This window comes from Acidovorax sacchari (genome assembly GCF_042847045.1).
Taxonomy (GTDB): Bacteria; Pseudomonadota; Gammaproteobacteria; order Burkholderiales; family Burkholderiaceae_C; genus Paracidovorax; species Paracidovorax sacchari.
The window spans coordinates 5,569,853-5,583,543 of the sequence record NZ_AP035783.1 but is presented as its reverse complement, the minus strand read 5'-3'; the positions used below and the strand labels follow the sequence as shown (position 1 = coordinate 5,583,543).

The following is a 13,691-nucleotide window of genomic DNA, read 5'->3' as shown; positions in this document are numbered from 1 at the left end:
GCTATAACCGCGCAGCTACCAGCCATTCGCAGCCCGAGCATTGCCACTTGCTGCCAAGCCTGTGATAATCGCCGGTTTCCCTGAATGCGTTCAGGGCGATGAAGCCCGGGCGGCTTCCTGCCTTGCTGCTTTGCTTTGCGATGCAGCGGTTTCGAGGCAGGCGGCGCGTGCGGCTCGCACGGCACTTTATGAGTAGTCCGCGCAACGGGTCCGGCCGATCGAAGCCGGGCCTGCAAACCCAAGAACCTTCGAGGAATCGATCATGAAACGTACCTACCAGCCTTCCAAGACGCGCCGCGCGCGCACCCACGGTTTCCTCGTGCGCATGAAGACGCGCGGCGGCCGTGCCGTCATCAACGCACGCCGCGCCAAGGGCCGCAAGCGCCTGGCCGTCTGATACGGTTTCGCGCTCAGGGAGGCCGCCGCGTTGCTCCGCCTGGCCGTGCTGCCGCACCGCTCGCCGCCGCGCGTTCCGTTCGCTTCCCTGATTGCCGATCCGTATGAGGCCGCCACGGCGTCCCGCCCGTAACGCGGGCGAGGATGGTTCCATGCACCGGCTCAAGACCCGTCCGCAGTTCCAGGCCGCCATGGCCGGGGGAACCATTTCCCGGACGGCGCACTTCGCCCTGCACCGCCTGCGCCTCAACGCGGGCTCTGCCACCCTTTCCGATTCCCATCCAGGGCCCGGAGCCCTGCCGCAACGGCAGGCTCCGCAGGCCCTGTTTGCCGTGGCCGACGCCACAGGACCGTGGCTGGGCGCGATGGTGCCCAAGCGCTGGGCGCGGCGCGCGGTGACGCGCAACACCATCAAGCGGCAGATCTACGCCGTGGCGCCGGACTTCGCGCCGCAGCTGGGCCATGCCGCGCACGTGGTGCGCCTGCGCGCCGGGTTCGACCGCAAGCAGTTCCCGAGCGCGACCTCCGACGCTCTGCGGCGTGCCGTGCGCGAGGAGCTGTTGCAGCTCTTCGGGCAGGCCGTCCGCCCGCAGCGCGGCGGCAAGCCCGCTCCGTCGGCACGGCCACCGGCACCGGCTGCCGTGCCGTCTCCCGTGCCCGTGCCGGAGGCCGCGCGGCCATGATGCGCTCGCTGCTCATGGCGCTGGTGCGCGGCTACCGTTTCTTCCTGAGCCCGTGGCTCGGGTCGGCGTGCCGGTTCGAGCCGACCTGTTCCGCCTATGCGCTGCAGGCGCTGGAGCGGCACGGCGCCGGCGCGGGCTCCTACCTCACCCTGCGACGCCTCGCGCGCTGCCATCCGTGGTGCGATGGCGGCCATGACCCGGTGCCTGCCGAAGCGCCGCGCGCGACGCGCCTGTTTTCCCGGCTGACCGAGCGGCCGGCAACGGCCCCCGCGGCCGCGACCCCCACCCCTTCCTCTCCAAAGAAGTCTTCATGAACGACATTCGCCGTACCATCCTGTGGGTGATATTTGGCTTTTCCATGGTTCTGCTGTGGGACAAGTGGCAAGTACACAACGGCCACAAGGCCACGTTCTTCCCGGAGCCCGTGCCGGCCCAGGTGGCGTCCGCGCCGGCCGGCGGCGGAGCCAGTGCCCCGGGCAGCGTGCCCACGCCGAGCGCCGCGCCCGCGGCGGGCGCGCAGCAGGTGCCGGGTGGCACGGCGGCCGCGGCACCTGCCGCGCCGCGCGAGCGCGTCACCGTCACCACGGATGTGCTGCGCCTGACCTTCGACAGCGAAGGCGGCACCCTCACGCACGGCGAACTGCTGGCCTATCCCGACATGGCGGACAAGTCCCGCCCGTTCACGCTGCTGGACGACAGCGCCCAGCGCGTCTATGTGGCGCAGACCGGCCTGATCGGGGGGGCTGGCTATCCCACGCACAAGACGCCCATGTCCGTGGTGCCGGGCAACCGCACCCTGCAGGACGGGCAGAACGACATCAGCATCCGCTTCGAGTCGCCCGACCTGGGCGGCGTGAAGCTGGTCAAGACCTGGACGATGAAGCGCGGCGCTTATGACATCGCCGTGAAGCACGAGGTGGTCAACACGGGCACGGCGCCGGTGTCTCCACAGCTGTACATGCAACTGGTGCGCGACGGCAACAAGCCGCCGGGAGAGTCGTCGTTCTACTCCACCTTCACCGGCCCGGCCGTCTATACCGAGGCCAAGAAGTACCACAAGGTCGAGTTCAAGGACATCGAGAGCGGCAAGGCCGAGATCGACAAGTCGTCCACCAACGGCTACGTGGCCATGGTGCAGCACTATTTCGCGACCGCCTGGCTGCTGGCCGACGGCATCCAGCGCGACCTGTTCGTGCGCAAGGTGGATACCAACCTCTATTCGGTGGGCATGATCACCTCGGTGGGCGAGATCGCCCCGGGCCAGTCGAAGACGCTGGACGCGCGCCTGTTCGCCGGCCCGCAGATCGAGACCATGCTGGAGAAGCTGTCGCCCGGCCTGGAGCTGGTGAAGGACTACGGCTGGCTCACGATCCTGGCCAAGCCGCTCTACTGGCTGCTGGAGCAGCTGCACAAGATCCTGAACAACTGGGGCTGGTCCATCGTGGGCCTGGTGCTGCTGCTCAAGATCGCGTTCTACTGGCTCAACGCCAAGGCGTACGCCTCCATGGCCAAGATGAAGGCCATCAACCCGAAGATCATGGAGATGCGCGAGCGCCTGAAGGACAAGCCGCAGCAGATGCAGCAGGAGATGATGCGCATCTACCGCGAGGAAAAGGTCAACCCGATGGGCGGCTGCTTCCCCATCGTGATCCAGATCCCGGTGTTCATCGCCCTGTACTGGGTGCTGCTGTCGAGCGTGGAAATGCGCAACGCGCCCTGGATCGGCTGGATCCACGACCTGTCCTCGCCCGACCCGTACTTCATCCTGCCCCTGCTGATGACGGCCAGCTCGCTGCTGCAGACCGCGCTCAACCCCGCGCCGCCGGACCCGATGCAGGCCAAGATGATGTGGTTCATGCCGCTGATCTTCAGCGTGATGTTCTTCTTCTTCCCGGCCGGCCTCGTGATGTACTGGCTGACGAACAACATCCTGTCGATCGCCCAGCAGTGGATCATCAACAAGCGCATGGGCGTGCCGCCGCAGTTCAACCTGCCGAAGTTCCGCTGACGTGAACTGATCCGCTTCGCTGCGTGACCCGGACGCCGTTTTTCGGCGCGCCATCCGGGCAATCCCCAACGGCCACCTGCGTGTGGCCGTTGTCTTTTGGGTACGAGGATTGCTAGGCTAGTGGTCTTTCCATCGACCCCCCTTTTCCCGGAGGCTTGCAGATGAAGCAGCGTTTGAATTTATCCCTCGGAACGATCGCCCTCGCCGCGCTCCTCGGCGCCGGTGCCGCCCATGCGGCCACCCTGCGCTGGGCCGGCGCGAACGACATCCTGACCGTGGACCCGCACGCGCAGAACCACCAGACCACGCATGCCTTCCTGCAGCAGGTGTACGAGAGCCTCGTGCGCTATGACAAGAACTACCAGATCGAGCCTGCGCTGGCCACGAAATGGACGCAGGTCTCTCCCACGCAGGTGCGCTTCGAACTGCGCAAGGGGGTCAAGTTCCACGACGGCGCCCCGTTCACGGCGGACGACGTGGTGTTCTCGCTCACGCGGGCGATGACGCCGCCGTCCAACATGCAGTCGTCGGTGCAGAGCGTGAAGGAAGTGAAGAAGGTGGACGACTTCACCGTGGACCTGATCCTCAAGGGACCGAGCCCGGTGCTGCTGCGCGAGCTGACCGAGGCGCGCATCATGAACAAGGCCTGGGCCGAGAAGAACAACTCGGTGAAGGCCCAGGACTACGCGGGCAAGGAAGAGAACTACGCTTCGCGCAACGCCAACGGGACCGGTCCTTTCATCATGGTGGGCTGGCAGCCCGACGTGAAGGTCACGCTCAAGAAGAACCCGAACTGGTGGGACAAGCCGACGGGCAACATCGACGAGGTGGTGTTCACGCCCATCAAGTCGGCGGCCACGCGCTCGGCCGCGCTCATCTCGGGCCAGGTGGACTTCGTGCCCGATCCGCCGCCGCAGGATCTGGCGCGCATGAAGTCCAGCCCCGACATCAAGCTGATCGAAGGCGCGGAGAACCGCACCATCTACCTGGGCCTGGACCAGTTCCGTGACGAACTGCCCGGCGCGGGCACCCCGGGCAAGAACCCGCTCAAGGACAAGCGCGTGCGCCAGGCGCTCTACCAGGCGATCGATTCGGCGACCATCCACAGCCGCACCATGCGCAACCTGTCGGTGCCCACGGGCACCATGGTGGCGCCGATGGTGCACGGCTGGAGCAAGAGCCTGGAAGAGCGTGCCTCCAAGTACGACGTCGAGGCCGCGAAGAAGCTGCTGGCCGATGCCGGCTATCCCAACGGCTTCGCGATCAAGCTCGACTGTCCGAACGACCGCTACGTGAACGACGAGGCGATCTGCCAGGCCGTGACGGCCATGTGGACGCGCATCGGCGTGAAGACCACGCTGCAGACGGCGCCGATGTCGCAGTTCGTCACGCGCGTGATGAACAACGACGTGAATGCCTACCTGTTCGGCTGGGGCGTGGCCACGTTCGACGCGCTCTATTCACTGGATTCGCTGATGTCCACGAAGGACGGCAAGACCGCGGCGGGGGTCTATAACGGCGGCCGCTTCAGCGATGCCAAGCTCGACGGCATGATCGGCCAGATCAAGGTGGAGATGGACCCGGCCAAGCGCGATGCGCTGATCGCCGATGCCCTGAAGCTGGTCAAGGACGAGTACTACTACCTGCCGCTGCACCACCAGATCCGGCCCTGGGCGATGCGCAAGGGCATGGACACGCTGCACCGCGCGGACGACCGCCCGATGCCGGCCTGGACCACCATCAAGTAAGCCGGGCCGGCGGACCGGGCCCCCAACTCCGGGCCTTGGCCCAGCTTGGGGGAGGCGACAGGCAACCGAGGCAGGGGGCGGGCTTATCATGCGCGCCTTCCCTCATCCCCTGTCGCCGCCCGCGGCCGTCCTGCCCATGCTGCCCCGCCACACCGATCCCATCGCCGCCATCGCCACCGCACCGGGGCGGGGCGCCGTGGGCATCGTGCGCGTGTCGGGCCGCGGAATCGGCCCGCTGGTGGAGGCGCTCTGCGGGCGCGCGCTGCGCCCGCGCGAGGCCACCTACCTGCCGTTCCGAGACGCTGCGGGCCACGCCATCGACCAGGGGCTGGCCCTGTACTTTCCCGCGCCCCACAGCTACACCGGCGAGGACGTGCTGGAACTGCAGGCGCACGGCGGTCCCGTGGTGCTGCAACTGCTGCTGGCCCGCTGCCTGCAGGCCGCCGCCGAGGCGGACGCGGCCGCAGGCCGGCCGCGCCTGCCCGGCCTGCGGCTGGCGCGGCCCGGTGAGTTCACCGAACGTGCCTTCCTGAACGACAAGATCGACCTCGCTCAGGCCGAGGCGATCGCCGACCTGATCGACGCCAGCACCGAAGCCGCGGCGCGCAGCGCGAGCCGCTCGCTGGCGGGCGCATTCTCCGACGAGATCCATCGGCTGCGTGATGCCTTGGTGCACCTGCGCATGCTGGTGGAGGCCACGCTCGACTTCCCCGAGGAGGAGATCGACTTCCTGCGCAAGGCGGACGCCCATGGCCAGCTGGCGGCGCTGCAGCGCACGCTGGCGGAGGTGATGGGCCGCACGCGGCAGGGCGCGCTGCTGCGCGAGGGCATCAAGGTGGTGATCGCGGGCCAGCCCAACGCGGGCAAGAGTTCGCTGCTGAACGCGCTCGCGGGTGCCGAACTGGCCATCGTGACGCCGATCGCCGGCACCACGCGCGACAAGGTGCAGCAGACCATCCAGATCGAGGGCGTGCCGCTGCACGTGATCGACACGGCGGGCCTGCGCGAGAGCGAGGACGAGGTGGAGCGGATCGGTATCGAGCGCGCCTGGCAGGAGATCGCGGCGGCCGACGCGGTGCTGTTCCTGCACGACCTCACGCGCGCGGGCCAGCCGGATTACGAAGCGGCGGATGCGGAGATCGCGGCCCGTCTCGCCGGCATGGCGCCGGCCCAGGTGCCCGTGGTCGATGTGTGGAACAAGAGCGATCGCGCGGAGGGCCCCGCAGCAGCCGGGCAGGGCGGGGTCGCCTCGGCGCTCGTTCCCGGCAGGGCTGCCGCCGTGCGCCTGTCCGCGCGCACGGGCGAGGGACTGGACGGGCTGCGGCGCGTGCTGCTGGACATCGCCGGCTGGCAGTCCGCTCCGGAGGGCATCTACACCGCCCGCGCCCGCCACCTGGAAGCGCTGCAGGCGGTGGATGCGCACCTGATGGAAGCGGCGGCGCAGCTGGAGTCCGACGGTCCCGCGCTCGACCTGCTGGCCGAGGAACTGCGGCTGGCGCAGCAGGCGCTCAATGCCATCACCGGGGAGTTCACGTCCGACGATCTGCTGGGGGTGATCTTCTCGAGCTTCTGCATCGGGAAGTAGGGCGCGGTGGCCGGTTTCCGCAGGGCGGATCGGCGTGTGTAAAAAGACGTAATCGTGCCTTGTGTGCCGGGGCGCGCGGGGATACCGTCCCGCCACCATGAATGCCGTGCTGCCCTCCACCCCTCCCGCTTCCTCGACCGTACTCCAGACCGATCTCGGCGGCCTCGTGCAGGCCGTGTCCCAGTCCACGGCGGAAGATGGGCTGCACAACCCGTTCACGCCGGAGCAATGGGACCTGCTGGCCGGCTACCTGCTGCCCATGCAGGTGGAAGCGGGCCACACGCTCTTCACCCAGGGGGTGCAGGACCGGACGCTGTATTTCATCGAAAGCGGCAACTGCAGCGTGCACTACGAGGACGAGAAGGGCCGGCTGCGCCTGGCGATCGTGGGCGCGGGATCCGTGGTGGGCGAGGGGGCTTTCTTCTCGCACCGGCCGCGCAGCGCGACGGTGCAGGCGGGTTCGCCCAGCAAGCTGTGGACGCTCACCGCGCTGCGGTTTTCCGAGCTGTCGAACCGGCAGCCGGCCGTGGCCCTGGCGCTCGCGATGGCGGCGGGCTCGGTGCTGGCCCGGCGCCTGGGCAACCGGCGCCGCCGTGTTGCGGCAACCTGACACCCGGGCGCCGGGAGGATGACGCCGCCGACAGGTTCCCGCCCGGAGGCCTGGCACGCTGGAGAGCCGCAGCTACACTCGCGCCATCCGCCCGCATCCTGACAAGAAGGCCCTCCGCATGTCGCTGTTCAGCTGGTTCTCCCGCAAAAAGCCCTCGTCCCGGCCACGCCCTGCGGTGGAGCCGGCCGGGTTGCTGAATGCGGATGCCACCGTGCCGCTCATGCCGGGCCGCAATGGCCGTCCCGCCGTGCCTCCCGCACCGGCCGACCATGCCGCCAACCGCAAGAACGAGCGCATGGAGCGGCGCGAATTGCTCTACACGGTGGTGCGCGACGCCATGGTGCGCGCGAGCGTGCTGTCGGCGGGCTACAAGTTCAAGGTGCTGTCGCTCGACCAGCGGGGCCGGCAGTTCCTGGTGATGATCGACCTGGGGCGCGAGTACGGCGGAGAGACCGCGCGCCTGAGCGAGATCGAGGCCCTGATCGCGCAGACGGCGAAGTCGCGCTTCGACATCCTCGTCACGGCCGTCTATTGGCGCATCAACGACCATGTGGCGGTGGGTGTGCCGGGACGGAGCGCGCCGCATCCCTCGCTCGCACCGGCGCACGCCGGCCACGCCCTGGGGCATGCGCACCCGAGGCAGGGGCCGGCTTCGGCACCGGCGCCCCTGCTGCCGCCCCGCGCCACGCCTGGGCCCGCCACGGTCTCTGCGCCGGCGGTCGCCGAACCGGTGTCGCTGCTGGCGCCGCGCGAAATTCCTCCTGCGCTGGCGCCGTCCGTACCGGCAGAAGGCGCCCGGCCCGCCGCAGCGCCCGGCAAGGGCTACGAGCCGATCGATGCGGACGAGGTCGCGGCCTTCCGGCGCGCGCTGGGCAGCGCCGCCGCTGCCGGCCGCGCGCAGCCCGCAGCCAGCGTGCCGGGCACCACGGTGCGGTCCGGGCCGCTGCTGCCGCCCGCGCCCCCGGCGGCCGGCTTCGAGGATACGGAAATGCCCGGCCACGACCGGGCGGCTTCGGACCTGAGCAACACGCAATACGGCGAGTTGCGCTGAGCTGCGGCGGCTGCCAGCCAGGGCACGCGCTGCCGTCCGTCAGTAGACATCCCGCCGGTAGCGGCCGGCATCGATGAGCGCATCCATGCCTTCGGCGCCCAGCGCGTCGGAAAGCACATGGTCCACGCCGGAGCCCATGCCCTCGGCGCTGCCGCACACGAACACCACGGCCCCATCGTCCAGCCACCGGCGCAGTTCCGGCATGGCCGCCCGCAGGGCATCCTGCACATAGCGGTGCGGGGCGTCGGCGTCGCGGGAGAACACCCGGTCCAGGCGCGGCAGGAAGCCCTGGTCCTGCCAGCGCGCGATTTCTTCGGCACACAGGCTGTCGGCCGCGCGCTGCCGCTCGCCGAAGAGCAGCCAGTTGCGCAACTCTCCGTCGCGCACGCGGGCACGCAGCAGCGACCGCAGGCCCGCGAGCCCGGAGCCGTTGCCGATGAAGAGGCAGGGGCGGCCTTCGGTGCCTTCGAGACCGAAGCACGGGTTTTCGACGAAGCGCAGCGTCTGGATGCTGCCCAGCGGGGCATGGGCGGTCAGCCAGCCGGATGCGATGCCCAGGCCCTGCGCATGCCGCTCCTGGCGCACCAGCAACTGCAGCGCCCCGTCTTCGGGCAGGGAAGCGATGGAGTAGGTACGCGGCGCGAGGGGAACGAGCGCATCCGCACAGGCCTGTGGAGTAAGACGTTCCGGTAGCGGCAGGGCGGGCAGCACGCTGCGCGCCAGCACGTCGGCCAGCGGCTCGGGCGCTCCATCGGCCTGCACGGGGGGCTGGCCATCGAGGCCTGCCTCGCGCAGCCAGCGCCCGACCGCATCCGCGGGCTGTCGAGGCAGCAGGTCCACGAGCGCCCCGGCCGGCCAGTGGAGCGGGGCGCCGGCCAACGCGGGCTTGAGCGTGATCTCCACCAGGGGGTTGCCCAGGCTGCCGGGGTTGAGCGTCTCCCGGCTTTCGAGCCGCCAGGATTCGAGGTCCGCAGAAGGGGGCAGGGCCTGCAGGGCGGGGGCATCGGTTGCCCAGGCGCGCGCGCCCTCCAGTGCCGTGAGCGCTTCGCGCCAGCGGGCCAGGGCGCCGGCATCGCCGCCGTCCACCTCGATCAGTGGGAACAGGGGCTGCGCTCCCCAGCGGCGCAACTCCCCGTCCAGGGCATGGCCGAAGCCGCAGAAGTGCGCGTAGTGCCGGTCGCCGAGCGCCAGCAGCGCATAGCGCACGGATGCGAGCGGAAGGGAGCCCTGCGCCGGTCCGCGCTGCAGGAGGCGCATGAAGCGCCGCGCCGTGTCCGGAGGTTCGCCCTCGCCGAAGCTGCTGGCCACGACCAGGATGCGCGCATGGCCCGCGAGGTCTTCCGGCGCAAGCTGCTGCAGCGCGCTGACCTGCGAAGTCAGGCCGGACTGGTGCAGGGCCGCTGCCGTCTGCTGGGCGATGCGCTCGGCCGTTCCCGACTGGCTGGCGTAGGCCACCAGGACAGTGTCCGCTGCGTTCGCGGAGCCGCTGGCGGTGAGGGGCCCGGCGGGCACCGCCACGGCCTGCCGGGCGGCCTCGGCCTCCTTGCGCTGGCGGCGCCGGCCGAGGTAGAGCATCCAGCCCGTCACGGCGAAAAGCGGCAGGGCCAGGGCGGCGGCGGTGACCGCGATGCGGCCGGGCAGGCCGAAGTACGTGCCCATGTGCAGCGGGTAGAAGGTGGACAGCGCGCGCACCGCGGCGCTGCGCTGGCCGTAGCGGTCATCCGTGGCGACCACGCCGGTCGCCGTGTCGATCACCATGCGGTGGCGGGCCCGGTCGTGCGGTGCGTTGCGGTCCAGCCAGAGGATCTGCAGGGGCTGGTCCGCGCGCTGGGGCATCCGCAGCACGGCCGTCTGCCAGTCCGGGGCCCGCTGCGAGAACGCTCGCCAGGCAGCGGTCAGATCCATGGGGCGGGCCGGATCTGCCTGGGCCGGTGCCTTGGCGGCGCGCGGTGGAGCGGCCATGGCCTGGCGGGGCGGGCGCGCCTGTCCGGCCCATGCGTCCACGGTGTCGCGAACGGTATCGAAGGCCCAGTACAGCCCGGTGGCGGTGAGCCCTGCATAGACGGCCAGGACCCAGGTGCCGGCCACGGCGTGCAGGCTCCAGAGGAAGGGGCGGCCCTTGCGGTGCGTGTCGAGCGCGAGCCAGGCGCGCCAGCGCAGCGGGTGGCGGGGCCAGCGCAGGTACAGCCCGGACAGCGACAGGCCCAGCAGGCACAGGGCCAGCACTCCGGAGGCCATGCGGCCCGGCTCGCGCGGCAGCAGCAGCCAGCGGTGCAGGGCTTCGACCCATTCGAAGAAGTCGTCCCCGCGCAGGGCGGGCTGGGCGCCGCCGGTGTAGGGATGCAGGTATTCCGTTTCGCCGCGGCGCTCGCCGGGCAAGGCAGCGAATCCGACCCGTGCGGCCACGCCGGGCGTGGATTGCACGGTGAGCACATTCACGCGGCGTCCGGCTGCGCCGTCGCGGGCCAGGGCTTCCAGCAGCTGGGGCGGCGCCAGTGCCGGTCCCGCCTGGGGGGCGACGTGCCGCACGCCCGGATTGATCAGGTCGAGGATTTCATCGCGGAAGGCCAGCAGCGCGCCCGACAGGCCGATGACCACGAGCAGGGTGCCGGCCGTGATGCCGACGAACCAGTGCAGCTGGAAGATGGCGGTCCGCAGTCCGGGCCACGCGAAAGCCCTGCGTCGATGGCCCGGCGCGGCCGGGGCGGGGGAGGGCATGCGGATGGGCGCTGCCTGTGGATGCGCGGGATCGAGGGCCATGGGATGGAGGGCGGAAAGCACGGCCGGCCCGGCGGAGAACTCCGCCAGGCCGTTGTCATGAGAATGATTGTCATTCTATCGCCGGGGCGTGCAGGGCCCTCCTGGGCCGCCCGGCGCAAGCCGCCTCAGTGCCCTGCGAAGTCCACCAGTGTGTAGAGCGGCAGTCCGGATTCGCGCAGCCGCGAGGAGCCACCCAGTTCGGGGAGATCGACGATGGCGGCGCCTTCGGTCACCGAGGCGCCGAGCCGCTCCAGCAGCCTGCGGCCGGCCATCATGGTGCCGCCCGTGGCGATGAGGTCGTCGATCAGCAGCACCCGGTCCCCGGGCTTCACCGCATCGGCATGCAGCTCGACCGTGGCACTGCCGTATTCCAGTTCGTAGGTTTCCTCGACCGTGGTGAAGGGCAGCTTGCCCTTTTTGCGGATGGGCACGAAGCCGACATTCAATTCGTAGGCGACGACGGCGCCGAGGATGAATCCGCGTGCATCCAGGCCCGCGACCACGTCGGGGCGCAGGGCCCGGTCCATGTAGCGGTGCACGAAGGCGTCGATGAGCACGCGGAACACCTTGGGGTCCTGCAGCAGCGGGGTGATGTCGCGGAACTGCACGCCCGCCGCGGGCCAGTCGGGCACGGTGCGGATGTACTGGCGGAGGTATTCGTTGACGCTGAGGTCTTGCATGGCGGGGCCGGGGAGGAGGGGATGGGCCGCGGCGCGCGCGGCGGGAAAAGGGCGGCAGTTTAGAGCCTGCCGCTGCGCCGGGCGTTCCCGGCCGCACCGGAGCCTTCAGCCGCGCAGCAGCGCGTCTTCCGCCAGCGCCAGGGCCGTGGGGTGGCCGGAGATCACCAGCGTATCGCCTTCGGAGAGCACGCTGTCGTCGGTGGGGGTGGAGCTGCGCCCATCCTTGTGGCGCAGGTTGACCGCCCGCACGCCCATGGCGTGCAGCGGCAGTTCCGACAGGGGCCGGCCCACGGTGCCCGCGCCGGGCGGCAGGGTCACCGTGGCGAGGCGCTCCTGGTCGCGTTCGGAGGCCGTGTCGTCGTCGGCACCGTGGAAATAGCCGCGCAGCAGGTTGTAGCGGGCTTCGCGCTGGTCCTGCACCAGCCGCAGCACCCGCCGCATGGGCACGCCCACCAGAGCCAGCGCATGGCCCGCGAGCATGAGCGAGCCTTCGATGGCCTCGGGCACGACTTCGGTGGCGCCGGCCGCCTGCAGCTTGTCGAGGTGCAGGTCGTCCTGCGTGCGGACCACGACCGGCACCTGGGGCGCGTGCGAGCGGGTGTTGGCCAGCACCTTGAGGGTGGCGGGAATGTCGAGGTAGGTCACCGCCACGGCACTGGCCCGCACCAGGCCGGCGGCCATCAGCGCCTGCAGCCGCGTGGCGTCGCCATAGACCACGGAGTCGCCCGCGGCGGCGGCCTGCCGGACGCGGTCGGGGTCGAGGTCCAGCGCCATGTAGGGGATGTTCTCGCGCTCCAGCATGCGGGCCAGGTTCTGGCCGCAGCGGCCGTAGCCGCAGATGAGCACGTGGCCGCTGGTGTTGATCGACTTGCGCGCGATGGAGGTCATCTGCAGCGACTGCTGCAGCCAGTCGCTGGCCACGAGCTTCATGACGATCGGGTTGCTGTACTGGATCAGGAAAGGCGTGGCCAGCATGGACAGCACCATCGCGGCCAGTACCGGGTTCATGAGCGCGGGCTCGACCAGGCCGTGCTCCTGCGTGAGCGACAGCAGCACGAAGCCGAACTCGCCCGCCTGCGCGAGGTAGAGGCCGGTGCGCAGCGACACGCCGGTGGTGGCGCCCATGCCGCGCGCCAGCAGCAGGATGACGCCGGCCTTGAGCAGCAGCGGCACGGTCAGCAGCACGAAGACCAGCGCCCAGCGCTCCAGCAGGATGTGCCAGTCGAGCATCATGCCCACGGTGATGAAGAAGAGCCCGAGGAGCACGTCGTGGAAGGGACGGATGTCCGTGCCCACCTGGTGCCGGTACTCCGTCTCGGACACCAGTACGCCCGCGATGAAGGCACCCAGCGCCAGGGACAGCCCGGCCGCCTCGGTCAGCCAGGCGAGGCCCAGTGTGATGAGCAGCAGGTTCAGCATGAACAACTCGTCGCTCTTGCGCCGCGCCACCAGGGTGAGCCACCAGCGCATCACGCGCTGTCCGCCCACCAGCAGGACGCCCACGAGCACCGTGGCCTTCAGCAGGGCGAGCCCGAGCGCCACCAGCAGCCGCTCGGGAGAGGAGCCCAGGGCGGGGATGAGCACCAGCAGCGGCACCACGGCCAGATCCTGGAACAGCAGCACGCCCAGCACGCGGCGGCCGTGTTCGCTCTCCAGTTCGGCACGCTCGCTCATCAGCTTGACCACGATGGCCGTGCTGCTCATGACCAGGGTGCCGCCCAGGGCCAGCGCGGTCTGCCAGCCCATGCGCCACAGCCCGCCCACGAAGTGCGACAGCAGCAGCATGCCCACCATGCCGGCGGTGAGGGTGAGCGCCACCTGCAGCAGCCCCAGCCCGAACACGAACTGGCGCATGGCGCGGAGTTTCGACAGGCTGAACTCCAGGCCGATGGAGAACATCAGGAACACCACGCCGAATTCACCCAGGTGGCGCACCCCTTCGGAATTCTGGGTGAGCGCCAGCGCGTGGGGGCCGATCAGGATGCCCGCGGCCAGGTAGCCGAGCATCGGCGGCAGCTTGAGGCTGCGGCAGGCCACCACGCCCAGCACGGCGGCCAGCAGGTAGAGCAGCGTCAGGGCGAGGGAAGACATGCCCGATGCTAGCCGAGCCCGTGCGGCTTTTCGCGTGTTTTCCTGCAGGACGCCCCTGCGGCACCGTGATGCGGGCCCC

The 13,691-nt window shown here is 70.2% G+C and carries 11 protein-coding genes; 8 read left to right on the top strand and 3 right to left on the bottom strand.

The features are described from left to right. Nucleotides 1-262 precede the first annotated feature (262 nt). From rpmH to ACGHC0_RS24740, 8 genes are all read left to right on the top strand, one after another. Nucleotides 263-397: a 50S ribosomal protein L34 gene (rpmH, locus tag ACGHC0_RS24775; protein WP_005798102.1), complete on the top strand. Its 135-nt coding sequence runs from the start codon at nt 263-265 to the stop codon at nt 395-397. A 151-nt stretch (nt 398-548) separates the two neighbouring features. After that, nucleotides 549-1,079 (top strand): ribonuclease P protein component, encoded by a 531-nt coding sequence (locus tag ACGHC0_RS24770; RefSeq protein ID WP_415267058.1) that lies wholly within the window; start codon nt 549-551, stop codon nt 1,077-1,079. Beyond that, the gene (gene yidD / locus ACGHC0_RS24765) at nt 1,076-1,393 is read left to right on the top strand and encodes a membrane protein insertion efficiency factor YidD (protein WP_415267057.1); all 318 of its coding nucleotides are present in this window, start codon (nt 1,076-1,078) and stop codon (nt 1,391-1,393) included. The genes ACGHC0_RS24770 and yidD overlap by 4 nt, the downstream gene beginning before the upstream one ends. Further along, nucleotides 1,390-3,087, top strand: coding sequence for a membrane protein insertase YidC (yidC, locus tag ACGHC0_RS24760; RefSeq protein ID WP_415267056.1), 1,698 nt, complete (start codon nt 1,390-1,392; stop codon nt 3,085-3,087). The genes yidD and yidC overlap by 4 nt, the downstream gene beginning before the upstream one ends. 161 nt (nt 3,088-3,248) lie before the next feature. Continuing rightward, nucleotides 3,249-4,835, top strand: a complete 1,587-nt coding sequence (locus tag ACGHC0_RS24755; RefSeq protein WP_368353439.1) for an ABC transporter substrate-binding protein — start codon at nt 3,249-3,251, stop codon at nt 4,833-4,835. Nucleotides 4,836-4,971: 136 nt separating this feature from the next. Next, nucleotides 4,972-6,420 (top strand): tRNA uridine-5-carboxymethylaminomethyl(34) synthesis GTPase MnmE, encoded by a 1,449-nt coding sequence (gene mnmE / locus ACGHC0_RS24750; RefSeq protein ID WP_415268460.1) that lies wholly within the window; start codon nt 4,972-4,974, stop codon nt 6,418-6,420. Between the two features lie 97 nt (nt 6,421-6,517). Then, nucleotides 6,518-7,030 (top strand): Crp/Fnr family transcriptional regulator, encoded by a 513-nt coding sequence (locus tag ACGHC0_RS24745; protein ID WP_368353438.1) that lies wholly within the window; start codon nt 6,518-6,520, stop codon nt 7,028-7,030. Nucleotides 7,031-7,148: 118 nt separating this feature from the next. Beyond that, nucleotides 7,149-8,081 (top strand): hypothetical protein, encoded by a 933-nt coding sequence (locus tag ACGHC0_RS24740; RefSeq protein ID WP_415267055.1) that lies wholly within the window; start codon nt 7,149-7,151, stop codon nt 8,079-8,081. Between the two features lie 39 nt (nt 8,082-8,120). Here the strand turns inward: ACGHC0_RS24740 and ACGHC0_RS24735 are convergent, their stop codons facing one another. From ACGHC0_RS24735 to ACGHC0_RS24725, 3 genes are all read right to left on the bottom strand, one after another. Then, nucleotides 8,121-10,841, bottom strand: coding sequence for a PepSY domain-containing protein (locus ACGHC0_RS24735; RefSeq protein ID WP_415267054.1), 2,721 nt, complete (start codon nt 10,839-10,841; stop codon nt 8,121-8,123). A gap of 125 nt (nt 10,842-10,966) precedes the next feature. Continuing rightward, nucleotides 10,967-11,521: an adenine phosphoribosyltransferase gene (locus ACGHC0_RS24730; RefSeq protein WP_415267053.1), complete on the bottom strand. Its 555-nt coding sequence runs from the start codon at nt 11,519-11,521 to the stop codon at nt 10,967-10,969. Between the two features lie 105 nt (nt 11,522-11,626). Further along, on the bottom strand, nt 11,627-13,612 hold the full coding sequence (locus ACGHC0_RS24725; RefSeq protein WP_415267052.1) for a monovalent cation:proton antiporter-2 (CPA2) family protein: 1,986 nt from the start codon (nt 13,610-13,612) through the stop codon (nt 11,627-11,629). Between the last annotated feature and the right edge of the window lie 79 nt (nt 13,613-13,691).

Excerpts from the sequence above, each read along its gene's own strand:
- rpmH (WP_005798102.1), top strand. The coding sequence starts at position 263 with ATGAAACGTACCTACCAGCCTTCCAAGACGCGCCGCGCGCGCACCCAC.
- ACGHC0_RS24770 (WP_415267058.1), top strand. The coding sequence starts at position 549 with ATGCACCGGCTCAAGACCCGTCCGCAGTTCCAGGCCGCCATGGCCGGG.
- yidD (WP_415267057.1), top strand. The coding sequence starts at position 1,076 with ATGATGCGCTCGCTGCTCATGGCGCTGGTGCGCGGCTACCGTTTCTTC.
- yidC (WP_415267056.1), top strand. The coding sequence starts at position 1,390 with ATGAACGACATTCGCCGTACCATCCTGTGGGTGATATTTGGCTTTTCC.
- ACGHC0_RS24755 (WP_368353439.1), top strand. The coding sequence starts at position 3,249 with ATGAAGCAGCGTTTGAATTTATCCCTCGGAACGATCGCCCTCGCCGCG.
- mnmE (WP_415268460.1), top strand. The coding sequence starts at position 4,972 with ATGCTGCCCCGCCACACCGATCCCATCGCCGCCATCGCCACCGCACCG.
- ACGHC0_RS24745 (WP_368353438.1), top strand. The coding sequence starts at position 6,518 with ATGAATGCCGTGCTGCCCTCCACCCCTCCCGCTTCCTCGACCGTACTC.
- ACGHC0_RS24740 (WP_415267055.1), top strand. The coding sequence starts at position 7,149 with ATGTCGCTGTTCAGCTGGTTCTCCCGCAAAAAGCCCTCGTCCCGGCCA.
- ACGHC0_RS24735 (WP_415267054.1), bottom strand. The coding sequence starts at position 10,841 with ATGGCCCTCGATCCCGCGCATCCACAGGCAGCGCCCATCCGCATGCCC.
- ACGHC0_RS24730 (WP_415267053.1), bottom strand. The coding sequence starts at position 11,521 with ATGCAAGACCTCAGCGTCAACGAATACCTCCGCCAGTACATCCGCACC.
- ACGHC0_RS24725 (WP_415267052.1), bottom strand. The coding sequence starts at position 13,612 with ATGTCTTCCCTCGCCCTGACGCTGCTCTACCTGCTGGCCGCCGTGCTG.